The sequence below is a fragment of the Streptomyces malaysiensis subsp. malaysiensis genome (genome assembly GCF_040653035.1).
Lineage (GTDB): Bacteria > Actinomycetota > Actinomycetes > Streptomycetales > Streptomycetaceae > Streptomyces > Streptomyces malaysiensis.
Genome location: NZ_JBEZNG010000029.1, coordinates 43,053 through 68,575, shown reverse-complemented (window position 1 = coordinate 68,575; position 25,523 = coordinate 43,053). Strand labels below are relative to the sequence as shown.

The 25,523-nt window shown below is 72.7% G+C and carries 21 protein-coding genes; 8 read left to right on the top strand and 13 right to left on the bottom strand.

Going from position 1 to position 25,523, the window contains the following annotated elements; translation table 11 throughout:
* Window positions 1-33: 33 nt before the first annotated feature.
* The 3 genes from AB0E24_RS38190 to AB0E24_RS38180 all read right to left on the bottom strand — a co-directional run bounded on the left by AB0E24_RS38190 (window position 34) and on the right by AB0E24_RS38180 (window position 3,886).
* Window positions 34-957 carry a hypothetical protein gene (locus AB0E24_RS38190; protein WP_079257912.1) on the bottom strand — a complete coding sequence of 308 codons (924 nt, stop codon included), beginning with the start codon at window positions 955-957 and terminating at the stop codon, window positions 34-36.
* Window positions 958-1,159: 202 nt separating this feature from the next.
* Entirely contained in the window at window positions 1,160-2,380 is a 1,221-nt protein-coding gene (locus AB0E24_RS38185) for an acetyl-CoA C-acetyltransferase (protein ID WP_359384195.1), read from the bottom strand.
* Between the two features lie 474 nt (window positions 2,381-2,854).
* The gene (locus AB0E24_RS38180; protein ID WP_069873392.1) at window positions 2,855-3,886 is read right to left on the bottom strand and encodes an SGNH/GDSL hydrolase family protein; all 1,032 of its coding nucleotides are present in this window, start codon (window positions 3,884-3,886) and stop codon (window positions 2,855-2,857) included.
* A 197-nt stretch (window positions 3,887-4,083) separates the two neighbouring features.
* Between AB0E24_RS38180 and AB0E24_RS38175 the strand changes: the two genes are divergently transcribed.
* On the top strand, window positions 4,084-5,469 hold the full coding sequence (locus AB0E24_RS38175) for a cystathionine beta-synthase (RefSeq protein WP_069873390.1): 1,386 nt from the start codon (window positions 4,084-4,086) through the stop codon (window positions 5,467-5,469).
* 368 nt (window positions 5,470-5,837) lie between these two features.
* Here the strand turns inward: AB0E24_RS38175 and AB0E24_RS38170 are convergent, their stop codons facing one another.
* Window positions 5,838-6,275, bottom strand: a complete 438-nt coding sequence (locus tag AB0E24_RS38170; protein WP_069873388.1) for a hypothetical protein — start codon at window positions 6,273-6,275, stop codon at window positions 5,838-5,840.
* A gap of 123 nt (window positions 6,276-6,398) precedes the next feature.
* Between AB0E24_RS38170 and AB0E24_RS38165 the strand changes: the two genes are divergently transcribed.
* Complete coding sequence (locus tag AB0E24_RS38165; protein WP_174885199.1) at window positions 6,399-7,778, top strand: acyl-CoA synthetase; 1,380 nt, start codon at window positions 6,399-6,401, stop codon at window positions 7,776-7,778.
* Window positions 7,779-7,863: 85 nt separating this feature from the next.
* Window positions 7,864-8,139, top strand: a complete 276-nt coding sequence (locus AB0E24_RS38160) for a hypothetical protein (protein ID WP_174885198.1) — start codon at window positions 7,864-7,866, stop codon at window positions 8,137-8,139.
* Between the two features lie 22 nt (window positions 8,140-8,161).
* On the opposite strand, the gene AB0E24_RS38155 is transcribed toward AB0E24_RS38160, so the two are convergent.
* Window positions 8,162-8,941 (bottom strand): helix-turn-helix domain-containing protein, encoded by a 780-nt coding sequence (locus AB0E24_RS38155; protein WP_359384191.1) that lies wholly within the window; start codon window positions 8,939-8,941, stop codon window positions 8,162-8,164.
* Between the two features lie 350 nt (window positions 8,942-9,291).
* Between AB0E24_RS38155 and AB0E24_RS38150 the strand changes: the two genes are divergently transcribed.
* On the top strand, window positions 9,292-10,599 hold the full coding sequence (locus AB0E24_RS38150; protein WP_359384188.1) for a tetratricopeptide repeat protein: 1,308 nt from the start codon (window positions 9,292-9,294) through the stop codon (window positions 10,597-10,599).
* Between the two features lie 79 nt (window positions 10,600-10,678).
* Here the strand turns inward: AB0E24_RS38150 and AB0E24_RS38145 are convergent, their stop codons facing one another.
* The 5 genes from AB0E24_RS38145 to AB0E24_RS38125 are packed head-to-tail and all read right to left on the bottom strand — an operon-like array spanning window position 10,679 to window position 15,632.
* Complete coding sequence (locus AB0E24_RS38145; RefSeq protein WP_359384185.1) at window positions 10,679-12,154, bottom strand: purine-cytosine permease family protein; 1,476 nt, start codon at window positions 12,152-12,154, stop codon at window positions 10,679-10,681.
* 16 nt (window positions 12,155-12,170) lie between these two features.
* Entirely contained in the window at window positions 12,171-13,109 is a 939-nt protein-coding gene (locus tag AB0E24_RS38140; RefSeq protein ID WP_069873380.1) for an ABC transporter substrate-binding protein, read from the bottom strand.
* A 51-nt stretch (window positions 13,110-13,160) separates the two neighbouring features.
* Window positions 13,161-13,838, bottom strand: coding sequence for an ABC transporter permease (locus AB0E24_RS38135; RefSeq protein ID WP_069873378.1), 678 nt, complete (start codon window positions 13,836-13,838; stop codon window positions 13,161-13,163).
* A 1-nt stretch (window position 13,839) separates the two neighbouring features.
* Window positions 13,840-14,481 carry an ABC transporter permease gene (locus AB0E24_RS38130; protein WP_069873376.1) on the bottom strand — a complete coding sequence of 214 codons (642 nt, stop codon included), beginning with the start codon at window positions 14,479-14,481 and terminating at the stop codon, window positions 13,840-13,842.
* On the bottom strand, window positions 14,478-15,632 hold the full coding sequence (locus AB0E24_RS38125) for an ABC transporter ATP-binding protein (protein ID WP_100807023.1): 1,155 nt from the start codon (window positions 15,630-15,632) through the stop codon (window positions 14,478-14,480). Before AB0E24_RS38125 ends, AB0E24_RS38130 begins: the two co-directional genes overlap by 4 nt.
* 161 nt (window positions 15,633-15,793) lie before the next feature.
* Here AB0E24_RS38125 and AB0E24_RS38120 point away from each other — a divergent pair, with 161 nt between their 5' ends.
* From AB0E24_RS38120 to AB0E24_RS38110, 3 genes are all read left to right on the top strand, one after another.
* Window positions 15,794-17,320 carry an aromatic amino acid ammonia-lyase gene (locus AB0E24_RS38120; RefSeq protein ID WP_383170138.1) on the top strand — a complete coding sequence of 509 codons (1,527 nt, stop codon included), beginning with the start codon at window positions 15,794-15,796 and terminating at the stop codon, window positions 17,318-17,320.
* Window positions 17,321-17,351: 31 nt separating this feature from the next.
* The gene (locus AB0E24_RS38115; protein WP_237287709.1) at window positions 17,352-18,380 is read left to right on the top strand and encodes a MurR/RpiR family transcriptional regulator; all 1,029 of its coding nucleotides are present in this window, start codon (window positions 17,352-17,354) and stop codon (window positions 18,378-18,380) included.
* 139 nt (window positions 18,381-18,519) lie between these two features.
* Window positions 18,520-19,107 (top strand): hypothetical protein, encoded by a 588-nt coding sequence (locus AB0E24_RS38110; RefSeq protein WP_100807024.1) that lies wholly within the window; start codon window positions 18,520-18,522, stop codon window positions 19,105-19,107.
* 1,173 nt (window positions 19,108-20,280) lie between these two features.
* On the opposite strand, the gene AB0E24_RS38105 is transcribed toward AB0E24_RS38110, so the two are convergent.
* Window positions 20,281-21,636, bottom strand: coding sequence for a type III PLP-dependent enzyme domain-containing protein (locus AB0E24_RS38105; protein WP_079257903.1), 1,356 nt, complete (start codon window positions 21,634-21,636; stop codon window positions 20,281-20,283).
* Window positions 21,633-22,571: a helix-turn-helix domain-containing protein gene (locus AB0E24_RS38100; RefSeq protein ID WP_359384177.1), complete on the bottom strand. Its 939-nt coding sequence runs from the start codon at window positions 22,569-22,571 to the stop codon at window positions 21,633-21,635. Before AB0E24_RS38100 ends, AB0E24_RS38105 begins: the two co-directional genes overlap by 4 nt.
* A 478-nt stretch (window positions 22,572-23,049) precedes the next feature.
* Here AB0E24_RS38100 and AB0E24_RS38095 point away from each other — a divergent pair, with 478 nt between their 5' ends.
* Window positions 23,050-24,216 (top strand): SDR family NAD(P)-dependent oxidoreductase, encoded by a 1,167-nt coding sequence (locus AB0E24_RS38095; protein ID WP_359384174.1) that lies wholly within the window; start codon window positions 23,050-23,052, stop codon window positions 24,214-24,216.
* Window positions 24,217-24,245: 29 nt separating this feature from the next.
* Here the strand turns inward: AB0E24_RS38095 and AB0E24_RS38090 are convergent, their stop codons facing one another.
* Window positions 24,246-25,262: an MDR family NADP-dependent oxidoreductase gene (locus AB0E24_RS38090; RefSeq protein WP_347231610.1), complete on the bottom strand. Its 1,017-nt coding sequence runs from the start codon at window positions 25,260-25,262 to the stop codon at window positions 24,246-24,248.
* Window positions 25,263-25,523: the final 261 nt, after the last annotated feature.

The window sequence follows — 25,523 nt, the reverse complement described above, 5'->3', positions numbered from 1 at the left end:
CGCCGGTTCGTGTTCGCCGGTTCGCGCCGGGGCTTACAGCGAGGCGATGACGCGGTCGGCGAGGACGTACACATTCTCCTCGCCGCAGCCGAACGTGAGCGCATACGCACCGGAGACGCCGGAGCCGCCGAGCAGCACCGGGGTGGTGCCCTCGCGCAGGGCGTCCGCCAGCCGCTCCGCCGTCTCCCGGTGGCCCGGGGTCATGCAGATCGTGGTGCCGTCGGCGAAGACATAGACATCGAGGGTGCCGAGGGGCCCGGGGCGCACATCGGCGAGCGGGGTGCGGGCCTCGGCCAGCTCGGTGAGCCGGGTCACCGTACGGTCGTGGTCGGCGACGGGTGACGGCGGGGTGAAGTCCGGGTGCGAGGGATGGCGCCGGCGGGCCGCCGCGAGTTCGGCCGACTCCCTGGGCTCGGCCGCGGGCTCCGCCCCGGCGCCCAGCTCGAGCTCCATCTCGGCCTCGACCTCGGGCTCCTGGTCCCCTGCGGGGTCCAAAGCCTCGGGGCCCAGCGCGTCCAGGCCGAGCAGCGGTTCGAGCCCGGCCAGATCGGCCTGGCGGGGCACGAAGAGCTGCGCGTCCTGCGCGGAGTCCTCGCCGAAGCCGCCCGGCCCGCCCAGCAGCGAATGGGCGTCGGCCGCCCCGGCGGAGTCCCTGGCCTCCTGCGCGGCCCAGAACGCCCGCGCCTCGGCCAGCTCGCGTTCCCGCTCCTCGGCGAGCGCGTCGGCGACGGCCGCGCGTATCTCGGCGGCCGGGGTGGCGGTGCGGGGCGCGGGCACCGTGGCACCGCCCTCCTCGCCCCCTCCGCCCGTCAGGGCACCGGCGGCGACGGTGGCCGCGAGCTCGGCGCGCAGCTCACTGATCTGCCGGCGCACACCGCGTGCGGTGTGCAGGGCGGCCGCCCCTACGGCCGTGGCGGCTGCCGCGGCCAGGAGGAGGGCAAGGGTCGTGGGGCTCACTGACGTACTCCCGGTTGGCTTCTGATCCCCCGAATTCCTACCTCAGCTTGAGGCTTATCGCCTCTCGACGTCAGCACATACCATCACCAAACGGGCGGAACTCGATACCGGAGGGGCCTTTGGTCACCGGTGCTGAGCTGGGCAGACGGCTCTCCCCCAGGACCTTTGTCACATCCTGGGGGAGATTCGGTCACGGCCCGGCTCAGCTCAGCCGCTCGATGACCATGGCCATGCCCTGGCCGCCGCCGACGCACATGGTCTCCAGGCCGAACTGCTTGTCGTGGAACTGAAGCGAATTGATCAGCGTGCCGGTGATCCGGGCGCCGGTCATGCCGAAGGGGTGGCCCACGGCGATCGCGCCGCCGTTGACATTGAGCCGGTCCAGGTCGATGCCCAGATCGCGGTAGGACGGGATGACCTGCGCGGCGAACGCCTCGTTGATCTCCACCAGGTCGATATCGCCGATCGACATCCCGGCGCGGGCCAGCGCCTGCTTGGACGCCTCGACCGGTCCGTAGCCCATGATCTCGGGGGAGAGGCCGGTGACGCCGGTGGACACGATCCGGGCCAGCGGGGTCACGCCCAGCTCCCGCGCCTTGGTGTCGGACATGATCACCAGCGCCGCGGCGCCGTCGTTGAGCGGGCAGCAGTTGCCCGCGGTGATCCGGCCGTCGGGGCGGAAGACCGGCTTCAGGCCCCGCACCGCCTCCAGGGTGGTGCCCGCGCGGGGGCCGTCGTCCTTGCTGACGACCGTGCCGTCCGGGGTGGTCACCGGGGTGATCTCGCGCTCCCAGAAGCCCTTCTCGATGGCCTGCTCGGCGAGGTTCTGGGACCGCACGCCGAACTCGTCCATCTCCTCGCGGGTGACCCCCTTGAGCCGGGCCAGGTTCTCCGCCGTCTGGCCCATCGCGATGTACGGGTCGGGGACCAGGTCGTCCTCGCGCGGGTCGTGCCAGTCGGAGCCGCCGTGCTCGGCGCGCTCGGCCGTACGGGCCTCGGCGTCCGCGAACAGCGGGTTGTGGGTGTCCGGCAGCCCGTCCGAGGTGCCCTTCTTCGACCGCGAGACCATCTCGACGCCCGCCGAGATGAAGACGTCGCCCTCGCCCGCCTTGATGGCGTGCAGCGCCATCCGCGAGGTCTGGAGGGAGGAGGAGCAGTAGCGGGTGATCGTGCAGCCGGGGAGGTGGTCCATCCCCATCTGCACGGCCACGATCCGCCCCAGGTTGTGTCCCTGCTCACCACCGGGCAGACCGCAGCCGAGCATCAGGTCGTCGATCTCGCGCGGATCGAGCTCGGGGACCTTGGCGAGCGCGGCCTGGATGATCTCGGCGGTCAGGTCGTCCGGCCGCAGATCCTTGAGCGAACCCTTGAAGGCGCGGCCGATGGGCGAACGGGCGGCAGACACGATCACTGCTTCGGGCATCACGGCTCCAGGGGGGCGCGGGTGAGGGCTGGACTCTGAGGGAAGCTACCCGCACGTATCGACGGGGTCACGGGGTGCGGGCTGTGACGCGGAACTCTTTTTTCCAAGCGTACGCTCAGCGATCCGGCTCACCCGCACCCGGGTCGCCGAAGTGCCGGGACGGGCGCCGCCCTGAGCCCCGGGCGGGGTTACGTCGGCCTCAGCCCCGGCGGGGGACTGCCGCGCTCCGAGTCCCGGGCGGGTGGCTGGGGTCAGGGCCCTGCGGGTGGCTGGAGTCAGGGGCCCCGCCCCGGCCCCGGAACGGGGGTCAGCAGCCGGGCGGGGGCGGGGTTACGTCGCCTCAGCTCTGGCGCGGGAGCGCCGCGCTCCGAGCCCCGGGCGGGGGCTGAGGTCAGCGCCCCGGGCGGGCGGCCGTGCTCCGAGCGCCCGGCGGGTGGCCGGGGTCAGGGGGCTCGCACGGGCCCCGGTCGGGGGTCAGCAGCTGGATGGGGGTGGGGAGGACGGGGACGGGGTGTCGGTGGGGGCGCCGGCGGCCGCCGGCTCCTTCGTGGGCGGCCGGTGGCGCCGCAGCAGCCGGGCCCAGGGGCCGCGGGCCGCGGTGACCTCGGTGCCGCCCTCGGCGGCCGCCTCGGCCGCCGCCGTGGCGACCGGCAGGATGCCCGCGTCGAGCATCTCCGGGGCCTCCTCGGGCCACAGGCCCAGCGAGTCGCACAGGGTCGGCAGAACGGCCATCGCGGCCGTGGCGTACCCCTCCGCCGAGGGGTGGTAGTTGTCCGGGCCGAACAGCTCGCGCGGATTGGCCGCGAACTCCGGGCCGAGCAGATCGCCCAGCGAGACCGTGCGCCCGCCCTGCTCCACCACGCCGATGGTCTGCGCGGCGGCCAGCTGTCGGCTCAGCCGCCGCGCGATCCAGCGCAGCGGCTGATAGACAGGCTCGATCGTGCCGAGGTCGGGACAGGTGCCCACCACCACTTCGCAGCCGCTCTCGCGTAGCCTGCGCACCGCGTCCGACAGCAGCCGCACCGATGTGGCGGGCGGCATCCGGCGGGTGACGTCATTGGCGCCGATCATGATCACGCATACGTCGGGGAGCAGCTCCGGGTCCTCCAGCACCAGCGTGACCTGGCGCTCCAGATCGCTGGACTGCGCCCCCGGCAGTGCCACGTTCCGCAGGTCCACCGGGCGCTCGGCGACCGCCGCGAGCCCCGAGGCGAGCAGTGCGCCCGGTGTCTGACTGGGGCGGTGGACGCCCTGTCCGGCGGCGGTGGAGTCGCCGAGAAAGGCCAGCCGCAGTGGTGGCTGGCCGGTTCTGCGGGCGAAGGCGAAGCCATATCGGCCATCAGCGCGCGGCGGCGGATCGTCCGATCCGCCCACGACCCGCTTCGCATGGGACACCTCGGTGAGCAGCAGCACGGCGGTCACCCCGCCCAGCAGCCCGATCCCGCCGCCCCCGTACGCCGCCGCGGCCGCGATCCGCCGCGCCACCCTCGCCCTCGACATCGACATGGCTCCAGGCCACCTCCGTCCGCACGCGCACGCGCCTCTTTCTCCTTTGTACGCCTTGCTAACAACTTGTTGCCCCGCACAGGCTTCGTCCCAACGCACCGGTCGGAGGGCGGGAGCGCGCAATAAGCTGACAGCACGGGCCCGCCACGGCGACCGCCCCGACGCGGAGATCCCGCGGAACCGGACCAGGAGCAGGCGTGCAGTACTACGAATCGATGATTGAGCTGGTCGGCAACACCCCGCTGGTGAAGCTCAACACCGTGACCGAGGGCATTCGGGCGACCGTCCTGGCCAAGGTCGAATACTTCAACCCCGGTGGCTCGGTGAAGGACCGGATCGCGGTCCGCATGATCGAGGCCGCCGAGCGCTCCGGGGAGCTCGAGCCGGGCGGCACCATCGTCGAGCCGACATCCGGCAACACCGGAGTGGGTCTCGCCATGGTCGCCCAGCGCAAGGGCTACAAGTGCGTCTTCGTCTGCCCGGACAAGGTGTCCACGGACAAGATCAATGTGCTGCGGGCCTACGGGGCCGAGGTCGTGGTCTGCCCCACCGCCGTGGATCCCGAGCACCCCGACTCGTACTACAACGTCTCCGACCGGCTGGTCCGCGAGACGCCGGGCGCCTGGAAGCCCGACCAGTACAGCAACCCGAACAACCCGCTCTCCCACTACGAGTCCACCGGCCCCGAGCTGTGGGAGCAGACCGAGGGGAAGATCACCCACTTCGTCGCGGGCGTCGGCACCGGCGGCACGATCTCCGGCACCGGCCGCTATCTGAAGGAGGCCAGCGAGGGCCGGGTCCAGGTGATCGGCGCCGACCCCGAGGGCTCGGTCTACTCCGGCGGCTCCGGCCGCCCATATCTGATCGAGGGCGTCGGTGAGGACTTCTGGCCGACCGCGTACGACCAAACCGTCGCGGACGAGATCGTCGCGGTCTCCGACAAGGACGCCTTCCAGATGACCCGGCGGCTGGCCAAGGAGGAGGGGCTGCTGGTCGGCGGCTCCTGCGGAATGGCGGTCGTGGCCGCGCTGAAGGTCGCCGAGCGGCTCGGCCCCGACGATGTGGTGGTCGTCCTGCTGCCGGACAGCGGCCGCGGCTATCTGTCCAAGATCTTCAACGATGAGTGGATGGCCGACTACGGCTTCCTGGAGGAGGACGGCCCCTCGGTGCGGGTCGGCGATGTCCTCCAGGGCAAGGAGGGCGGGCTGCCCTCGCTGGTCCATATGCACCCGGACGAGACGGTGGGCGAGGCCATCGACGTGCTGCGGGAGTACGGCGTCTCGCAGATGCCGATCGTCAAGCCGGGCGCCGGGCACCCCGATGTGATGGCCGCCGAGGTCATCGGCTCGGTGGTGGAACGCGAGCTGCTGGACGCCCTGTTCACCCGGCGCGCGGAGCTGACCGACCCGCTGGAGAAGCACATGAGCCCGCCGCTGCCGCATGTCGGCTCCGGTGAGCCGGTCGAGGACCTGATGGCGGTGCTGGGCGCGGCGGACGCGGCGATCGTGCTGGTGGAGGGGAAGCCGAAGGGTGTGGTGAGCCGGCAGGACCTGCTGGCGTACCTGGCCAACGGCGCGAAGTGACGGGCCGTGCGGCGGGGCCTGTGCGGCGGGGCCCGTGCGGCGAGGCCCGTAAGGCGGTCAACTGCCCCTCGGGGCACGCCTGCCGGTGCTTCGGGCAAGTGGTACGCACGTGTCACGCGCACGCAGCACGGGGTTAACACGGCTCCGGCAGATTAGAGGGCGTCGGAAGGACGACACCGACACCCGAGATGAGGCGACAGGACCTCCGGAGCGGCTCCCGGACCTCCATGGTCGCCTGGACGCGGAAGCCCGGCCCTGACCCGGCCCGCGTCCCACGCGGGGACCGCCGTCGTCCCGCCCTCGGTGCGAAGCACCGGGGTGCGGCGGTCCCCGCGCAGCTTTACCCCTTTTTTTTGCGGCCTCGGTGCCTAGACGCCGCTCTCCTCCTCCTTACGGCCTCGGCGCAGCCAGGAGAAGCCCCCCATGGCGTGGACCGCGTTGACGCCGAAGATTCCGGCCCAGGTGATCAGCAGACCGGGCAGGCCCTCGTTCACCACCCCGATCGCCGACAGCGGGATGGCCAGGACCAGGGAGACCCCCACGAAGGCGAAGCGTTCGCCGACGCCCAGCCCATGGGACTGATCCGGCTGGGTACCGGTGGCGTACGGGCGGGCGCCGCGTGCCGTCGCCATCTGCTGCTCGGCGAGTTGGCGGCGGACGTGGCGGTCCGCCGTATCGTTGAAGCGCTGTTCGACCTTCTCCATGAAGGAGTCGACCAGCTCGGACTCGTACTCCGCGCCCAGTTCCTTACGGGTCTGGAGGGCGGCGTCGAGTTCCTTTTTCAGATCTGGGTCACGGGCGTCCATGCTTAATGACGGTACGGTCGCGGGGACGCTTTGTCGGTAGGGCTAGCCCCCGAAATCAGCCCCCCCCCGTAAGACGAGCGGGCGACGAGGCACGCCTGGCCCGCTGTGGAAGGAGTCAGTTCCGTGACCGCACCTCTCCTCACGTCCCTCGCCGCGCCCGACGGCGACCGCCCCGACGCGCTGAGCGTCGGCGGCCGCGCCCTCTCGCGCGAGGAACTGCTCGGTGCCGCGGGCGCGGTGGCGGCCCGTATCGCCGGTGCGCCGGTCGTCGCGGTCCGGGCGACCCCGACGCCGGAGACGGTGGTCGCGGTGGTCGGCGCGCTGCTGGCCGGGGTGCCGGTGGTGCCCGTACCGCCGGACTCCGGCCCGGCCGAACGCGACCACATACTGCGGGACTCGGGCGCCACCCTGCTGCTCACCGGGGAGGACGTCCAGGCCCCGATCGAGACGGTCCCGGTGGACCCGGCCGAGCGGGCGGCGTGGACGAAGCCGGAGCCTGACCCGGAGTCTACGGCGTTCATCCTTTACACCTCGGGGACCACGGGGGCGCCCAAGGGCGCGCTGATCTCCCGCCGCGCGGTGGCCGCCGATCTGGACGGGCTCGCCGCGGCCTGGGCCTGGACCACGGAGGACACCCTGGTCCACGGGCTGCCGCTGTTCCATGTGCACGGGCTGGTGCTCGGCGTGCTGGGCCCGCTGCGGGTGGGCAGCAGGCTGGTGCACACCGGCAAGCCGACCCCGGCGGCGTACGCGGCGGCGGGCGGCAGCCTCTACTTCGGTGTGCCCACCGTCTGGAACCGGATCGCGCGGGACCCGGACTCCGCCCGCGCCCTGGCCTCCGCCCGGCTGCTGGTCTCCGGCAGCGCCCCGCTGCCCGCCCCCGTCTTCCGCGATCTGGAGCGGCTCACCGGCCAGCGCCCCATCGAGCGCTACGGCATGACCGAAACCCTCATCACCATCAGCACCCGGGCCGACGGTGAGCGCCGCCCCGGCTATGTCGGCACCCCGCTGTCGGGCATCAGCACCCGGATCGCCACCGAGGAGGGCGCCGAGATCGGCGAGCTCCAGCTGACCGGCCCGACCCTGTTCGACGGCTATCTGAACCGGCCCGAGGCCACGGCCGGTTCGTACACCGAGGACGGCTGGTTCCGGACCGGCGACATAGCCGCCATCGACCCGGACGGCTTCCACCGCATCGTGGGCCGCGCCTCCACCGACATGATCAAGTCCGGTGGCTACCGCATCGGCGCGGGCGAGGTCGAGAACGCCCTGCTGGACCATCCGGCCGTCCGCGAGGCCGCCGTCGTCGGCGCCCCGCACGAGGATCTGGGCCAGGAGATCGTCGCGTACGTCGTGGCCGACGGCATCGGCGAACAGGAGCTGATCGACTTCGTAGCCTCCCAGCTCTCCGTCCACAAGCGGCCCCGCAAGGTCCGATTCCTGGAGGCACTGCCCCGCAACGCCATGGGCAAGCCCCAGAAAAAACTGCTGCCCCCGGCTTGATCCCGGCCTCGGGCTTCCCACGCCGTTGCCATTCGCGACGCCGGGACCTAACTTCAGCGGCCACGGACCGACGAAGGAGAGACCGATGACCCGCGCGTGGGAAGCCGACCCGTCCGCCTCGTTCGCGCGCCGATTGGGAAAGTCGGCGCACGAACTCGGTACCACCGGAGGGCGCGACGGATGTCCCGACATCTGGCAGCTCGACAACGGTGACATCGCGGTCATCGGCCGCGACCTCACCAACACCTACCGGGCGAAACTCCCCGACGACGCCAGCATCGCCCCCGACGAGCGCATCGTCGTCATCCCGGGCAGCACGCTGAGCGCGGCGAAGCCGGACATCCCCGACGCCCGGGCTTGACGCCCCAGCCGCGTCCCGCTGGTCACTCCGGCGGGACGCTGTACCGCTCCAGAGTCGCCTTCGAGGTCGAGGTGTCCATCAGCCGTAGTTCCCACGGTCCGGTATTGACGTCGAAGTCCTTGCCGAACCCGACCCACTTGCCGACCATACGGCGACTGGTCGGCTCCACGAGCATCTGAATCGCGCCGTGGTAACACGCTCCCTGGTAGTAGCCATCCGTGGCCGTCTGCTCGGTCCAGGTGCCGGTGACCACGCTGCGGTCGACCGTGAGATCCAGGCTGAGCGGGGAATCAGGGTTCACGGACGCCCCGTCCAGCGACCGTCCCGTCAGGCGACTGCCGTGCTGGACGAGCACCACGTAATGCCTGCCTTCGTAGACGTCGTCACGGACTGACGAGTAGTACTCGTACCGGGAAAGCCAGACACCGTTGTAGTTGTCTCCCGCAGTCTTCCGACCCGCCCGGGTGTCGGCGGATGCGGGGGTGATCCCGTCCGTGCCCGGTGCCATGTCATGGCCTCCCGCCCCATCGCCCTGGACTCTCGCCACGGGTACCTGGGGGGCGAATCCCAGCGACTCGGCCCGCAGCCCCGTGACCCTCTCCAGCGCGCGGATGTAGACCGGCCTCGGCGACCTGCTGATACCGGATTCCCAGCGTTGGACCAGCCGTTTGCTGGCCTCGTTCGGCTCACCCAGCTCAACTCCTGCTCGGCGCAGTGCCTTTGCCAGGTCATCCTGGCTCATCCGCAGGCCGATCCGTACGGCCCGCAGCGCGTCGTTCGGTGCGTGCACTTCGGTCGTCATGACGTCCACGCTAGCCTCAGATGCCCACCAATGACACCTAAATGACGCCTTTTGAGGGACGTCCGAACAACGCCTTTTCTGCCGTCGCGACGGCCCGGATGACGAGGGCACCATCGCGACCGAACGCGACAGAAGAGGCGGATCGTGATGGACAGGGCAGCAAAAGGACAGCGGCTCATGAGCATGCGCGTGTCCCGTGACGGTGGCCGAACGTGGGGCGCCGAAGTGGTGGTCATCAGCAGCGATCCGCTGGCTCCCCTGCTCACCTCGGCGTGGCCGCCGTGCCAATGCTTACGCTGTGCGGCAGGACCAGGCGCGGCGCCCGGCCGGTTCACCGGTGGAACGGCCCGGTGAACGGGGAACCGTCGGCCGCCCCCAGGCCCGACCGCCACGAGGAGTCCCCGGAGAGTCGCGAGGCGGCGCTGCGTCGGGTGGTGGTCTGGTACCTGCATTCCGCGGACGCGGCCCAGACCTGGATCAACTCGCAGGAGGCTCATATCCCGCTCGACCCGCCAGGCGATGACCTCACCCCCGCGTCCTTCGCGGACTATGAGGAGGCCATGCGGTGGTACGAGGCGGAGCGCGGCAATCTGCTGGCCGCCACCCGTGCCGCCGAGGAGGCGGGTCTCGATGTGATCGCCTGGCAGCTGCCGGCGGTGCTGCGGAGCGTGCACATGCTCCTGAACCCGTTCGAGGAGTGGCTCGCCATGAGCCGTATCGGGCTGAGGGCCGCGCGTCGCCTCGGCGACCGGGCGGCGGAAGCCGAACTGCTGGAGAGCCTGGGGATGGCCTGCACGCAGTCCCATCGCCTGTCCGAGGGTGCCGAGTACCACCAGGGCGCCTTGGCCGCCCGTCGGGAGACCGGCGACCGGCTCGGGGAGGCGCTGTCGCTGAACGACATCGGGCTGATCCATTTGCGTGGACGCCGACTGGAGGCGGCGAAGGACCAGTTCGAGCAGGCCGCGGCACGCTTCCAGGAGCTGGGCGCCGCCCAGTGGCAGGCCGTCGTGACGTCGAATCTCGCCGAGGTGACGTATGAGCTGGCGCGGACCGAGGAGGCTTCCGGCTTCGTTGAGCGGGCCCTGGCAATGCACCGTGAGCTGGGCAACCAGGGCGGTGAGGGCAACGCGCTGCGCATCCTGAGCGCCGTGCAGCGGGATCGCGGGCAGGCGGAGGAGGCGCTGCGGTCCGCGGAGGCCGCGCTGGACATCGCCCGCACCCACCGCAACCACATGTGGGAGGGGTACTGGCTGCTGGAGCTGGGCCGGGCACAGCGGGCCAACGGTGAACTCGACGCCGCGCTGGTCTCGTTCCAACGGGCCGCCTCGCTCCAGCGCCGCCTCGGCGACCAGGCGCGGGAGGCGCGGGCGTGGCACGGCGCCGGGGAGACGTACCGGCGACTCGGGCGTCCCGGGGAGGCGGCCGACTTCCACCGCCGCGCCGCGGCGGTCCACCGGGAGTTGGACGACCTGTGGCACGCGGCCCTCGCCCTCGACGGTCTCGCCGGTGCGTTGCGCGAGGCAGATGAGGGGGACGGGACGCGCGCGGCCGAGGAGGCACGGCGACACTGGGCCGAGGCCCTGAGGGCGCTCGCCTCGTACGACGACCCACGGGCGGTCACACTGCGCGAACGCGTCTCCGCCGCCCTCGCGCAATAGGGCCATCAGCATGTGAACGGCTGGGTGTGACAACGCCTTTGTCGGTCCCGCCCACCCGGCCTCGCTCACCCGGGTCCGTTCACCCGGGCTCGGTGGCGTACGGGCGGTCCTCTGGTGGTTGTGGGGTGAGGATCATGTGGGTCGGGACATGGGCGGTGTCGTTGTGGGCCAGGAGCCAGTAGACGGCGGCGGGGACGGTCAGGCCGACCAGCCAGGAGATGTCCGCGCCGCCCAGCGGGGTGACGAAGGGGCCGGTGTAGAAGGCGGTGGACAGGAAGGGGAGTTGGGCGAGGACGCCGAGGGCGTAGGTGGACAGCGCCTTCCAGCGCCAGGCGCCGTAGCGGCCGTCCGGGTCGCTGAGGGCGGGGATGTCGTAGCGCTCCTTGGCGATGGCGTAGTAGTCGACGAGGTTGATCGCGCTCCATGGGGTGAAGAAGGTCAGCAGGAACAGCAGGAAGTCCTTGAAGGAGGACAGGAAGCTGTCCTTGCCGAGCAGTGCGACCGCCGTGCCCGCGACCATGATTCCGGCGATGTAGGCGGCCCGGCCGCGCGGGGAGAGGGTCGCGCGGCCGCGGAAGCCGCTGACGCTGGTCACCATCGACATGAAGCCGCCGTAGGTGTTGAGCACGTTGATCGTCAGTTTGCCGAGGGCGATGACGAAGTAGAGCAGCGAGGTGATCAGGGCCGCGCCGCCGCCGAGGCCGACGATGTAGGAGACCTCGTGGCCGACGAAGGCGTGGCCGGCCGCCGCGGCCGCGAGGGCGCCGAAGGTCATGGACCACTGGGAGCCGAGGACGGTGCCGGCGAGGGTCCAGGAGAAGGTGGCCCCGGCGGAGGTGGTACGAGGCAGATAGCGGGAGTAGTCGGCGACGTACGGGCCGAAGGCGAGCTGCCAGGAGGCGGACAGCGACACCGCGAGGAGGAAGAGCGGGAAGTCGAAGGTCCGGTCGTGGAGCAGGGTGGCCAGATCGGTACGGTCCAGCAGCCGGATGCCCAGGTAGACGAAGGCCAGGGCGCAGATCACGCCCGCGATCCGGCCCAGGGTGTGGATCAGGCGGTAGCCGACGGCGGCCGCCACGGCGGTGACGAGGGCGAAGAGGATGATCCCGGTGGTGTCGCCGAGATGGGTGAGCTCGCCGACCGCCTGTCCCGCCAGCACGCTGCCGCTGGCGAAGAAGCCCACGTACATCACGATGACCAGCAGCAGCGGGACGATCGCGCCCCGGACCCCGAACTGGGCCCGGGAGGAGATCATCTGGGGCAGGCCGAGCCGTGGTCCCTGGGCGGAGTGGAGCGCCATGACGGCTCCGCCGAGCAGGTTGCCGATCAGCAGGGCGATGATCGCCCAGAAGGCGCCCGCGCCGAAGACGACGGCCAGGGCGCCGGTCACCACGGCGGTGATCTGGAGGTTGGCGCCGAGCCACAGGGTGAACTGGCTGAAGGCGGTGCCATGGCGCTCCGCGTCCGGGACGACGTCGATCGAGCGCTTTTCGACCAGCGAGTCCAGCGAGTCCAGGGAGTTCAGGGAGTTCAGTGGGTCCGGGGAGTCGGGCATATGTGTGCTCCTGCCGCTATTCCTTGGTGAGGCCGTTCTTGGCGGCCCAGTCCGCGGCGACCCGGTCCGGGTCCTTCTTGTCGTTGCTCACCAGCTTGTTGAGCCGGGCCAGTTCCTGGGTGGTGAGGGCGCCGCCCAGGCGGGCCAGGGCCTTGCGGACCTTGGCGTCGGCCTTGGCGGAGCGGACGACGGGCACGATGTGCTGGGCGGGGATGAGGGCCTTGGGGTCGGCGAGGATCACCCAGTCGTTGGCCTCGATGTCGGGGTCGGTGGAGAAGAGGTTGGCGACGTCGACATCGCCCTTCTTCAACGCGCCCTTGACCAGGGGGCCGGAGGCGTCGAGGGCCTTGAACTCCTTGAAGGTCACGCCGTAGCGGTTCTTGAGGCCGACCAGGCCGACCACGCGGTTCTTGTCCTCGGCCGGGCCGCCGAAGACCAGCTTCCCGTTCTGCTTGGCCAGGTCGGCGAAGCTGCGCAGACCGTACTCGCGCGCGGCCTCACGGGTCACGCAGAAGACGTCCTTGTCCTCGGCGGCCGCGTACGACAGGGCCTCCAGACCGCCCGGGAGGGCGACGGTGAGGGCGTTCTGGAGGTCGCCCGCCTCGGTCTGGGGGGCCTTGTCGTCGAAGTGGAGCAGCAGATTGCCCTGGTACTCGGGGAGCAGATCGATATCGCCCTGCTGGAGGGCGGGGATGACGATCTCGCGCGAGCCGAGGTTGGGCCGCACGTTCGTCTTGATGCCCGCGCCCTTCAGCGCCTCGGCGTAGAGGTAGCCCAGCAGCTGGTTCTCGGTGAAGTTGGCGGTGCCGATGACCAGGCCGCCCACGCTGCTGCCGCCGCCCGAGCCACCGCTGCCGCCGTCGCCCTTGAGCGAGGTGATACCGCCGCCGCAGGCGGCGAGCGCGGGCACGGAGGCGCCGGCGAGCAGGCCGCCGAGCAGTTTCCTGCGGTTCATGGGGTCGTCTCCTCGGATCGGAGTGAAGTCGGTGAGTCGGTGAGCCGGTGCTCAGTGCGCGTGGGCGCGCGGGGGGCGGTTGCGGAACAGCAGGCGCTGTACTCCGGCCAGCGCCAGATCCAGGGCGATGGCCAGTACGGCGACGAGCACCGCCCCGCCCAGCACCTGCACCAGATCGCGCTGGGCCAGCCCGTCGAAGACATAGCGGCCGAGGCCGCCGAAGCTGACGTACGCGGCGATGGTGGCGGTGGCCACGACCTGGACGCAGGCCAGCCGCAGCCCCGTCATGATCAGCGGCAGCGCGAGGGGCAGTTCGACCTGGAACAGCACCTGGTACCAGCGCATGCCCTGGCCCCGTGCCGCGTCCCTGACCTCGGGGTCTACGGCGGCCATGCCCGCGTACGTATTGGTGACGATCACCGGGACCGCGAGGGCGACCAGCGAGATGTAGACCGGCCACATGCTCAGCCCGCTGGCCAGGAAGACCAGGGTGACCAGGCCGACGGTCGGCAGCGCCCGCCCGAAGCCGGAGAGGTTGATGGCGAGGAACGCGCCGCGCCCGGTGTGCCCGATGAGCAGCCCGACCGGGAGGGCGATGGCGGCGGCGACCAGGGTGGCCAGCAGGGAGTACTGGAGGTGTTCCAGGAGGCGGGTCGCGATGCCGTCGGTGCCGGACCACTGGGAGCCGCTGGTCAGCCAGCGCAGCAGGTTCTGGAGTAGCTCGATCATGTCAGGCACGCCTCCTCAGCCACGGGGTGCACAGCCACTGGATGGTGACCAGCACCGCGTCCGCGACCAGCGCGAGCAGCAGGGACAGGATGACTCCGGCCACGACGGGGGTGGGGTAGTTGCGCTGGAAGCCGTCGGTGAACAGCTGGCCGAGACCGCCGTACCCGATGTAGCTGGCCACGCTGACCAGCGAGATCGCCATCACCGTGGCGACCCGTACGCCCGCCATGATCACCGGGAAGGCGAGCGGCAGCTCGACGGTGAGCAGGGTGCGCAGCGGACGGGCGCCCATCGCGGTGGACGCCTCGCGGACCTTGCTGGGCACGCTGTCCAGCCCCTCGACGGTGTTCCGGAGCAGCACGACCAGGGTGTAGATGGTCAGCCCGGTGATGGCGGTGGTCCGGGTGAGGCCGGTGACCGGCAGCAGCAGGACGAAGATCGCGATGGAGGGGATCGTGAACAGGATGTTCGAGACCCCGAGCAGAAGTCCGCGCAGCGGGCGCACCCGGTGGGCGATCACCGCCAGCGGCAGCGCGATCAGCAGGCCGAAGAGGACGGCCGGGACGGCGGTGGAGAGGTGGTCGAGGGTGAGGGTGACCAGGTCGGACCGGTGGTCGGGGAACCAGCCCCAGTCGACGGTCATGCGGTCACGCTCGCGTCGGAGGCCGTGGTGCCCTCACCGGTTTCAGCGGTTTCCGGTGCCTCGTCGGCGTTCTTCTCGTCGGCGTTCTTGAGGGCGGCCGCGCGGCCCGCCTCGGCGTGGCGGCGCCCGGCGTGCTCATGGATCCTGTCGCGCCCGGTGACCCCGGTGAGCACGCCGTCGGCGTCCACGCGGGCCACCAGACCCGCGGGGGAGGCCAGCGACTCGTCGAGGGCGGTGAGCAGCGAATCGCCGTCCCGCAGCGGGCGCACCGGCAGCAGCGGGGCTCGGTCGCCGTCCGGCCCCTCGGCGTCGCGCCAGCCCAGCGGCTCACCGCGCTCGGAGGTGACCAGCCGCCAGCGCTCCCCGTCGGCGGGCGCGGCCTCCTGCGGCACGTCCGCGAGGGTGGACAGCGAGAGCAGCTTCAGCCCGCGCTCGGCGCCCAGGAAGCCCGCCACGAAGTCGTCGGCGGGGCTCGCCAGCAGCTCGGCCGGGGGTGCGCACTGGACGAGGTGGCCGCCGGTGCGGAAGATCGCGATGCGGTCGCCGAGCCGTACCGCCTCGTCGATGTCGTGGGTGACGAAGACGACCGTCTTGCGCAGCTCGCTCTGGAGCCGCAGCAGCTCGTTCTGGAGCTGGGTCCTCACGACCGGGTCGACCGCCCCGAACGGCTCGTCCATCAGCAGCACCGGCGGGTCGGCGGCGAGCGCGCGGGCGACCCCGACGCGCTGCTGCTGACCGCCCGAGAGCTGGTGCGGGTAGCGCTTGCCGGAGTCGGCGGGCAGCCCGACCAGCTCCAGCAGCTCGGCGGCGCGGGCCCGCGCCTTGCGGCGGCCCCAGCCGAGCAGCAGCGGGACGGTGGCGATGTTGTCGAGGATCGTGCGGTGCGGGAAGAGCCCGGCCTGCTGGATCACATAGCCGATCCCGCGCCGTAGCTCGGCGGCGTCCGCTTCGAGGACATCACGCCCGCCCACGCTCACCGTGCCGCTGCTCGGCTCGACCATGCGGTTGACCATGCGGAGAGTGGTGGTCTTGCCGCAGCCCGACGTGCCGACAAGAACGGTTATGCCCCCTTCGGGGAGTTCGAGATCGAGGCGATCCACCGCTGTGGTGCCGTTCGGGTAGTGCTTGCTGACGTCCTTGAAGCTGATCATCCGCTTCCCCTTGCCCTGTCTGCATATAGTCATGCACAGTCATAGGCGAGTGAATAGAAGTCAAGAGGTCTGCGTTAATCGCCGGTTACTTCTGCTCGCGATATGGACGGAGCGCTTGGTGTTTTGCCCGAATGGGGCGTGCTGGAGAGGGGTTGCCCTGGATGTTGTCTCATATGCTGGATGCTGATCACGCGGCCGCCGACGGCACGGACGGCGCGGGCCCGCGGATCACACTGGACGGCCGGAGCCTACGCGTCGTCGATGTCACCCGTCTGGCCGACCGCCGCAGCCGGCCCGCGCCGCCCGACCCCACCGCGCTCGCGCTGGCCGAGCGCGCCTGGGAGACCGCGGACCGGCTCGCCGCCACCGGCCGCGTCTACGGCCGCAGCACCGGGGTGGGCGCCAACCGCACCGAGGACGTCGGCCCGGCCGACTCCGACCACGGACTGCGGCTGCTGCGCAGCCACGCCGGCGCGATCGGCGCACCGCTGCCCGGCCGCGAGGTGCGCGCCATGATGGCCGTCCGCGCCAATCAGCTGCTGGCGGGCGGCGCCGGGCTGCGCCCCGCCGTCGTCACCGCGCTCGTCGAGGGCCTCGACAGCGGCGCCCACCCGGTGATCAACGAATACGGCGCGGTCGGCACCGGGGACCTCGCCGCGCTCGCCCAGGCCGGGCTCGCGCTCGTCGGCGAGCACCCCTGGGACCTCACCGAGGCCGTGCCCGGACGGGGCGCCCCCGACCCCATCACGCTCGACAGCAATGACGCCCTCGCGCTCATCAGCAGCAACGCCCTCACCCTCGGGCAGTCCGCGCTCGCCCTCGCCGAGCTGCGGCGGCTGATGTCCGCCTCGCTCGCCGTCGCGGCGCTCTCGCTGATCGCGGTCGGCGGGTCGTACGAGGCGTACGCCGAACCCGTGCACGCCGCCCGGCCGCACCCCGGCTCCATCGCGGCCGCCGCCCGGATGCGCGCCCTGCTCGGCGCCCCCGCCCGGCCCACCCCGCCGCTCGGGCGCATACAGGACCCGTACGGCTTCCGCTGTCTGCCGCAGATCCATGGACCCGCGCTGGACGCGGCGGACGCGCTGGAGCGGGTGCTGACCGTCGAGTTCAACGCCGCCGCCGAGAACCCGCTGATCAGCGCTGCGGACGAGGCCGCCTACCACCACGGCAACTTCTACGCCGCGCATACCGCGCTCGCCCTGGACCACTTCCGGCTCGCGGCGCTCCAGACCGCCCGGCTCTCCACGGCCCGGCTCGCCGCGCTCAGCGAACCCGACTTCACCCGGCTGCGCCCCTTCCTCGGCGACGCCGCGTCCGCGAGTTCGGGCGTGATGATCCTCGAATACGCGGCGGGGGCGGCGCTCGGCGAGATGCGCGCGGTCTCCCACCCCGCCTCGCTCGGCCATGCCGTGCTCTCGCGCGGCGTCGAGGAACAGGCCAGTTTCGCCTCGCTCGGCGCCCGCCAGACGCTCCGGGTGGCCGACCACTACCGGTTGGTGCTGGGGTGTGAACTGGTCGCCGCCGTACGGGCGTTGCGCCAGCGTGGCCTGGAGCCCGACCCGGAGCTCCCGGCCGGTGCCGCCTTCGCCCTGGCGTCGGAAGTGCTCGATCCCCGGATGGAGGACCGGCCGTTGACGGAGGATGTGGCGGTGGCCGCGCGCCTGCTCGACCGGCTGGCGGAGGCATGAGGGACGAGGGTACGAGGGTCAGGAGGACGCCATGGGTACGGACCACGGGGTGAGCGGTGCTCGGATGACGCCGGTGGGCGAGGAGGCCGCGGGGGCGGCGGTCGGTGCGGGCGGCGCGGGTGTTCCGGCGGGTGCGGGTGTTCCGGCAGGTTCAGGTGCTCCGGCGGGCTCTGGCGTTCCGGCGGGCTCGGGTGTTCCGGTCGGCGCGGGTGCGGCCACCGCCTCCGGTGCTTCGACCGCCGCCCGGCTCCAGGCGCTCTTCGAGGGCCACCGGCTGACCCCCACCCAGCGTCGGATCGCCCACTGCATGGTGCGGCGGGCCGCGGACGCGCCGTTCCTCTCCAGCGTCGAACTGGCCGAACTCGCGGGCGTCAGCCAGCCGTCCGTGACCCGCTTCGCGGTCGCCCTCGGCTTCGACGGCTATCCGGCGCTGCGCAAACATCTGCGCGATGTCGCCCCCGCCGAGCCGGCGGCGGACGAGGGCTCGTACAACGAGTACCAGCAGGCCGTGCAGTCCGAGATCGACAATCTGCGCCATCTCGCCGCGCTGCTGGCCGACCCCGCCCCCGTCGTCCGCGCCGGCCGGCTGCTCGCCGAGTCCCGCCCGCTGCCGGTCCTCGGGCTGCGGGCCGCCTCCGCGCAGGCGCGCGGCTTCACGTACTTCGCGCGCAAGGTCCACCCGGACGTCCGGCTGCTCGACGAGGGCGGCACGATGCTCGACGACCGCGTCGACGCGGCGAAGCGCGCGGGCGCCACGGCCCTGCTGTGCTTCGCGCTGCCGCGCCATCCGCGGGAGGTCGTGGAGGGCCTGGAGTACGCCCGGGAGGCGGGCCTGGCCGTGGTCACCGTCGCCGACAGCGCCTTCGCCCCCGTCGCCCGCCACAGCGATCTGCTGCTGCCCGCGGCGGTCGGCACGGGCCTGGCCTTCGACACCGCGTGTGCGCCGATGCTGCTGGGGCGGGTGCTGCTCGAGGCGATGTGCGACGCGCTGCCGGATGCGCAGGCGCGGCTGGAGGAGTTCGACGCGAAGGCGGCGGAGCGGGGGCTGTTCGTGGAGTGAGCCCCTGGGGCCGTAGCCGCCCGCTTCGGGGGTTCCGCCCCGACCCCGTCCCTCTCACCGAATTCTCAGGCATCCTGGCTAGATTCCTCGATTCGACAGGGTTTTCTTCCGGAATTCACCAGGGGTGAGGAGGTCGGTCGTGGGGCGCGGGTCGTATGCGCTGGCACGGGTGGCGGTGATCGTGAGGGCTCCCGCGGGGTGGCTGTGGTGGCCCGGCGTACTGGCCGCCGGAATCGGAGCGCTGGTACCGGGGCTGACCGGACGCCGGATCGGAGTGCTCGCGGGGGCGGCGCTCTTCCTGGTCGCGGCGGTCGTGGTGTTCGCGGTGCGACGGAAGCGATATCGGGAACTGGCGCGCGCTGCCTCGCGCGCGGGCAAGTCGGTCTTCCTCCAGGACCGCGCGGTAACCGTACGGGCCCGCCGCCGCGCCCTGCGGTGGTGGCTCCTGCTGGCCTTCCTCGCCGCGGTCGGCTCCTCCTTCGCCGTCCCGGCGGCGGGCGGAATGCTGCTGGCGGGGCTAGGCGCGGGCCTGTGGGCGAAGGCGCTGTGGCTGGGCCGCTGGGAGCGCGCGAACGATGCGCTGCTGTGGGTCCGTACGGAACGAGTCTCCCGCGGGCGCCCGGCGGGCAAGGCGGTGGACGCCTACCAGACGACGGGCATCGTGGCCGGCGACGCGGGCCCGGGCGGCGCCCGCCGCCAGCGGACGATGGCACCGACCGCGCGCTGAGGGTACGCCGTGGTTTCGGGGCTGCCGTGTATTTGGGTTGCCCGGTGCTGGGGTCGCGCTGCGCCAGGGGTGTTCTGCGCCGGGTTGCCCCGTGCCGGGTTGCTCGGCGCCGGGGTTGCGCTGTGCCGGGTTGCCCCGTACCGGGGGCGTCTTGCGCCGGAGTTGTCCTGTGCCGGGGTTGAGCTGCGGGGGCTGGGCGGCGTGGGTGGGTGCGGCGCCGTCTCGCGCCTTCGGCGCATTTGAGCATGGGGCCGGGGTGCCCTGGCGGGGGCCCGTCGCCGACGGAGGGCCGGTGGGGGCGGAGCCCGGTGGCGGCGCCCCTCCGACCCAGGACTGGGCCCGATCCGGACTGCGGGGGGTTTGGGGTACCCCCTTCGAAAACGTTTGACAAATTAGTTGCACGAGATCAAACGTTTTTTGAAGGGGGTACCCCACCCGGCACAACGCGTGACGCGCTCAGTCATCCAGGGCGCGCGGCCTGGGCGGCGACCGAGAACGCCGCCGCGCACCGACCCGCCATCCCAGCGGCAGTCCGGCAACGGCCTCGGCCCGAGGCCACAGAAGCCGCCACCGCCTTTCGTCCCACCGACCGGTGGTCGGCGATGCGGCCCCCGCCCCGTGCCTACCTGGCCCGATGCTCAATCGGCGTCAGCCGAGACGAAGGTGTCGGTCGCGGGGCGGACTTCGGGCCCACTCAGCTTGGGCAGGGGCGGAGGCTGCCGGGTTCCGGGGCGTCCGCCGGTCGTGGGGCTGGCCGTCAGTCCGGCAGCGACGTCGGCTCCAGGCCACAGGTGCCGCCGCCGGGCCAAGCCCCCCACCGGCCGGTGGTCGGCGGCATGGCCCGCGCCCGTGCCCACCTGGCCCGTTGCTCAATCGGCGTCAGCCGAGACGAAGGCCGCGGTCGCGGGGCGGACTTCGGGCCGACTCAGCTTGGGCGGGGGCCGAGGTTGCCGGGTTCCGGAGGCTCCGGTCAGCCGGGCTGTCCGTCAGTCCGGCAGTGGCCTTGTCCCCAGGTCACAGGTGCCGCTACCGGGCTAAGCCCCCACCGGCCGGTGGTCGGCGATGCGGCCCGCGCCAGCGCTCACCTGGCCCGTTGCTCAATCCGCGTCGGCCGAGACGAAGGCCGCGGTCGCGGGGCGGACTGAGGAAACCCAGGGCTGGGCGCCCCGCGCCCTACCGCAGTCGGGTCAGCCCCAGCGCATACGCGGCACCGCTCTCCGCCACGATCTCCCCCACCGTCTGCGGCGGCCGCACCGTCGCGAAGCGCACCTCGCCTTCGGTGGCGTCGAAGCCGTAGACACCCGGCCTGGGCAGGCTGTTGTAGGCGAAGTGGTTGGAGAAGTAGTACGCACCCGTGTCCAGCAGGGCGACCAGATCGCCCGGTGCCAGCTCCGGCAGGGGCCGGTCGCGGGCGATCAGGTCGCCCGCGAAGCAGCAGGGGCCGGCGATGTCCTGGGCGATCGGGCCGTCGGGGCCCGCCGCCTTGGGGCGGCCCTCCGCGTCGTAGGCCGCGACCCGCAGCGGCCAGGCATCGGGGGCGAAGACCGTACGCGTGGCGAGCTGGGCGCCCGCGTGGGTGACCGCGATGGGGCGGCCGCCCGCGGACTTGGCGTATTCGACCCGGGCCAGTACCAGACCGGACTTGGCGAGCAGGGACCGCCCGAACTCGGTGACCAGCGCGTACCGCCCGTCGAGGAGCCCCGGCACGGTGTTCCGCAGCAGCTGTGCGTACTCCCGGTAGTCGGGGGTGACCTCGTCGGAGGCGAAGTTCACGGGGAGCCCGCCGCCGATGTCGAGCGCGTCGATCTGCCGGCGGCCGACCGCCTCGTTGATCTCTTCGGCCAGTTCGTAGGCCACCCGTATGCCCGCCGCCATCAGCTCCAGCGGACAGCCCTGGGAGCCGACATGCGCGTGCAGCCGGGTCAGCCAGGGGCGCTCCGTGAAGGCGCGGACGACCCACTCGCGCGCCCCCGGGTCCTGGAGGGCGACGCCGAACTTGGAGGTCGCGGTGGCCGTGCTGAGCGCGTCGATGCTGCCGCCGCCCACCTGTGGGTTGATCCGCAGGCCCAGGGGCGCGGGCGGGGTCGCGCGGTGCCCGACCAGCGCGCCGAGCCGGTCCAGCTCCTGCGGGTTGTCGGCGTTGACCGCGATCCCCAGGTCGAGGGCTTCGCGCAGCTCCGCGGCGGTCTTGGCGGGGGAGTCCAGAACGATCCGGTCGGGCGTCACCCCGGCCGCGCGGGCCAGCGCCAGCTCTCCGGGGCTGGCCACCTCGCAGCCCAGGCCCTCGTCGGCCAGCAGCCGCAGGACGGGGACGAGCGAGGCCGCCTTGACCGCGAAGGCGTGCAGGACGGGGGTGCCGGGCGCGACGACCTCCTCGAAGGCCGCGCGCAGTCCGGCGGCGGCCGCGCGGATCCCGGCCACGTCCAGCAGCCCGACGACGGGCTGGTCCGGGCCGAGCAGCCCCTGCTGCACGGCGGCCCGTACGGCCTGTTCACGCCGGGTGGCCATCGCGATCGGTGTCGATGTCATGACCTCAGCCAACCATTCGGGGACGGCTCCCGACCAGCGGCCCCGGAGCCGCTCCGGGAGCTCCGCCCGCTCTGCTCGGCGCCCCCCGAGTTCCCCGAGTCCCCCGCGCCTCCCACGTCCCCCGCGAGCCCCGACAGCAGCGCCAGGGCCTGTTCGGCGGGGCTGCCGGGGACGGCGTGGTAGACCACCAGGAGCTGGCCCTCGGTGCCGGTGACGGCCAGCTTCTCGTAGCTCAGCTCGAGCGGACCGACCTGCGGATGCTGGAAGGTGGACGTGCCGGACCCGGCCTTGGGCTTGACGTCATGGCGGGCCCACAGCCGCCGGAACCGCTCGCTCTTGACCGACAGCTCACCCACCAGCTCGGCCAGGGGCGGATCCTCGACATCGGGACCGACGAGCGCACGCAGGGCGGCTACGACCCCGGCGGTGGCGGTCTCGCTGCCGTGCGCCTCGTGGATCTCCGGGTCGAGGAAGAGCGCGCGGACGACGTTCACCCCGGGGCGGCAGAGCGGGGAGAGGGCGATGGCCAGCGGATTGGCGAAGAGGACGTCCATATAGCGGCCCTGGACGAAGGCGGGGTTCCGGGTCCAGGACATCACCAGCTGCTGAATCCCGGCGGGTACCCGCTCCGGCCGCTGCGGACGACGGCGACGGGGCGTGGGGCGGGCCAGCCGGTGCAGATGGGCGGTGGCGTCGTCGTCCAGGCGGAGCACACGGGCCAGGGAGTCGAGCACCTGTGCGGAGGGGTGCCGGTCGCGGCCCTGCTCCAGCCGCAGGTAGTAGTCGCTGCTGATGCCCGCGAGGAGGGCGAGCTCCTCGCGGCGCAACCCGGGCACCCGGCGCCGCCCCACGGTAGGCAGCCCGACGTCCTCGGGCCGCACGAGTTCGCGTCGCGCCCGCAGATACTCCCCCAGCCGATTCGCGCTCTCCACCATCTCTCCACGCTATGCGCCCGGCGAAGACTGAGCCTGGTCCTGCGACTACCAGGGTCGGCGGGACGGAACGGGGTCCGCCCGGCGCGCCGGGGGCGGACTGTGCTGCGCCCGGCGCGATCTGGCACCGCCAGGGGTGGTCGTGGGACGGGGGCCGCTCGCGTCGCGGGCCGATGGGGAGGCGGCCGCAGGCGGAGCCGGACCCCGTCGGCGGGCCGCCGACCGGCGCGGCAGGCGCAAGCCCCCGAGCCGTGGCTGCTGGGCGGTCAGGACCTGGTGCCCCCGGAGCCGACGGGCGGCTTCCGGCGGGGGCAGCGACAGGCCCGCGTGGGCCTGGCGCTGCCCGGGGGCGCTGCCCGGGGGCCCTGCCCGCGGGGCCCTGCGCTGTCCGGGGGCGTGTCGCGCGGGTCCAGCCTGGTCCTCGTACTCCCAGGACGCGGGGGGTCTGGGTGGGAGCGGTGGGTGGAGTGACGCTGGGGGGATGGACCCCAAGGAAACACGCATAACGACACCTTTTGACGCCCGTTCCACCGCCGCCGAGGTGATCGACGGCGTCGATCTCTCGGGCAGGCGCGCGGTGGTCACCGGGGCCGCCTCCGGTATCGGTATCGAGACCGCGCGGGCGCTCGCCGGGGCAGGGGCCGAGGTGACCCTGGCGGTGCGGAACCTCGACGCCGGGGCCCGGGTCGCCGAGGACATCACCGCCACCACCGGCAACAAGCAGCTGTATGTCGCACACCTCGACCTGGCCGACCGGGCCTCGGTCGCCGCCTTCGCGGACGGTTGGGACGGTCCGCTGCACATCCTCGTGAACAACGCGGGCGTCATGGCCCTGCCCGAGGGCCGTACGCCCGAGGGCTGGGACCGGCAGTTCACCGTCAACCACCTCGGCCACTTCGCACTGGCCTGCGGCCTGCACGGCGCCCTGGCAGCCGCCGGGTCTGCCGCAGCGGCCAGGCCCCTCGGGCCCGCCGCATCCGCCGGGTCTGCCGGGTCTGCCGGGTCCGTCGGGTTCCCTGGGTCTGCCGGGTCTGCCGGGTCTGCCGGGTCCGCCGCATCCCCCGGATCCGCCGGGTCTGCCGGGTCCGCCGGGTTCCCCGGGTCCGCCGGGTCCCCCGGGACCACCGGGTCCCCCGGGACCACCGGCACCCCCGGCACCCCCGCGTCCGCCCGAATCGTCGTCGTCAGCTCCGCCGCACACCTCCGCTCGCCGGTCGTCTTCGACGACCTTCACTTCGACTACCGGCCGTATGAGCCGATGCTGGCGTACGGGCAGTCCAAGACCGCCAACGTGCTCTTCGCGGTCGGCGCGAACGCGCGCTGGGCGGGCGACGGCATTGTCGTCAACGCCCTGAGCCCCGGGGGCATCCGGACCAATCTCCAGCGCCATGTCGGGGACATCGCGGCCCCGGGCGTGGTGTGGAAGACCCCGGAGCAGGGGGCGGCCACCTCGGTGCTGCTGGCCGCATCGCCGCTGCTGGAGGGCGTCGGCGGCCGCTACTTCGCGGACTGCGCCGAGGCCGAGCCGGTGAGCCGCCGCCCCGAGGACCTCACCGCCATGATGGTGGGGGTCGCCCCGTACGCCCTCGACCCGGAGGGCGCCGACCGCCTCTGGGCGACGTCGGAGCGGCTCCTGGCCGCGGACTGACCCGAGCCCTTTCCACCGGCACCCCGGGGCTACAGCTCCACCAGCACCGCCCCGAGGTGCCGCCCCTCCACCAGCTCGCACAGCGCCCCCGGCGCCCGGTCGATGCCCGTGAGCCGGGTGTACGGATACGTAATCGCGCCCTCGCGCAGCGCGCGGCCGAACTCGCGCAGGTAGTCGGGCATCGCGTCCTGGTGGTCCGCCGCGCTGATGCCGCGCAGCGTGACGCTCCGGGCGATCAGGGCCAGGGTGCTGATCGCGGTCGGGGCCAGCGCGTCGTCGGACAGCTGTGCGGCCAGCGCGCCGACCAGGGCGAAGCGCGCGTTGCGGCGGGCCAGCGCCAGCGCGGCCCGCAGCTGTTCGCCGCCGACGGTGTCGAAGAGGGCGTCGATGCCGTCGGGGGCGGCCGCGCGCAGCTGCTCGTCGAGGGGGCCCGCGCCGCGGAGGACGACCGCGTCGTAGCCCAGCTCCCGTGTCAGCCGGTCGGCCTTGTGGCGGGAGCCGGTGGAGCCGATGACCCGCGCGGCGCCGTGCAGCCGGGCGAACTGCCCGGCCAGGGAGCCCACTCCGCCCGCCGCGCCGGTGACGAACACCGTGTCGCCGCGCCGCACCCCGGCCCCGCGTACGACCCCCAGCCAGGCGGTGAACCCCTGCGACAGATGGGCGGCGGGGTCGGGCAGCGCCTCGGGGTCGACGGGCGACACCTCCCCGGCGTCGAGGACCGCGTATTCGCGCCAGCCCGCGCGGTGGCGGACGACGGTCCCGGGGGCGAGATCCGTTCCCGGCGCGTGGACCACCTCGCCGAGGGCCGGGCCCCGCATCACCTCACCCGCCCTGTGCAGCAACTGGGGGAGGCCGAAGGCGTCGGGGTCGGCGAGTGTGAGCGGGCGCATCACGGCGGCGACGCTCATCAGTTGGTTGCGCACCAGCACCTGACCGGGGCCGGGCGTGGGGACGGGGACGGTGACGACCTCGAAGTGGCCCGGGGTGAGCGCGCCTTCGGGCAGGGCCGTCAGACGCACCTCGCGGTGGGTGGCGGGGAGGGACACGCGGGGCTCCTCGGCGGGCGGACCGGACACGACCCGGCGACGCTACCCCGCGCCGACTAAGCCGCGCCGACTAAGCCGCGCCGACCATGCCGCGCCGACCAGCGCCGACCATACCGCCGCGCCCCACTGTGGCGCCCCACTGTGGCGCCCCGTCACGACGCCCCGCCGTGGCGCCGCGCCGCACCGGACGCGCGCCCCCGGCGAGCCCGCGCCGCTGAACCACCTGGGTGTATGCGAGACTCCGCACTATTGACTAGTCAT

Bases quoted from the DNA above. Each gene is read 5' to 3' on its own strand.
- AB0E24_RS38185 (WP_359384195.1), bottom strand. From the start codon at position 2,380: ATGCCCGAAGCAGTGATCGTGTCTGCCGCCCGTTCGCCCATCGGCCGC.
- AB0E24_RS38180 (WP_069873392.1), bottom strand. From the start codon at position 3,886: ATGTCGATGTCGAGGGCGAGGGTGGCGCGGCGGATCGCGGCCGCGGCG.
- AB0E24_RS38170 (WP_069873388.1), bottom strand. From the start codon at position 6,275: ATGGACGCCCGTGACCCAGATCTGAAAAAGGAACTCGACGCCGCCCTC.
- AB0E24_RS38160 (WP_174885198.1), top strand. From the start codon at position 7,864: ATGACCCGCGCGTGGGAAGCCGACCCGTCCGCCTCGTTCGCGCGCCGA.
- AB0E24_RS38155 (WP_359384191.1), bottom strand. From the start codon at position 8,941: ATGACGACCGAAGTGCACGCACCGAACGACGCGCTGCGGGCCGTACGG.
- AB0E24_RS38145 (WP_359384185.1), bottom strand. From the start codon at position 12,154: ATGCCCGACTCCCCGGACCCACTGAACTCCCTGAACTCCCTGGACTCG.
- AB0E24_RS38140 (WP_069873380.1), bottom strand. From the start codon at position 13,109: ATGAACCGCAGGAAACTGCTCGGCGGCCTGCTCGCCGGCGCCTCCGTG.
- AB0E24_RS38135 (WP_069873378.1), bottom strand. From the start codon at position 13,838: ATGATCGAGCTACTCCAGAACCTGCTGCGCTGGCTGACCAGCGGCTCC.
- AB0E24_RS38130 (WP_069873376.1), bottom strand. From the start codon at position 14,481: ATGACCGTCGACTGGGGCTGGTTCCCCGACCACCGGTCCGACCTGGTC.
- AB0E24_RS38125 (WP_100807023.1), bottom strand. From the start codon at position 15,632: ATGATCAGCTTCAAGGACGTCAGCAAGCACTACCCGAACGGCACCACA.
- AB0E24_RS38120 (WP_383170138.1), top strand. From the start codon at position 15,794: ATGTTGTCTCATATGCTGGATGCTGATCACGCGGCCGCCGACGGCACG.
- AB0E24_RS38115 (WP_237287709.1), top strand. From the start codon at position 17,352: ATGGGTACGGACCACGGGGTGAGCGGTGCTCGGATGACGCCGGTGGGC.
- AB0E24_RS38105 (WP_079257903.1), bottom strand. From the start codon at position 21,636: ATGACATCGACACCGATCGCGATGGCCACCCGGCGTGAACAGGCCGTA.
- AB0E24_RS38100 (WP_359384177.1), bottom strand. From the start codon at position 22,571: ATGGTGGAGAGCGCGAATCGGCTGGGGGAGTATCTGCGGGCGCGACGC.
- AB0E24_RS38095 (WP_359384174.1), top strand. From the start codon at position 23,050: ATGGACCCCAAGGAAACACGCATAACGACACCTTTTGACGCCCGTTCC.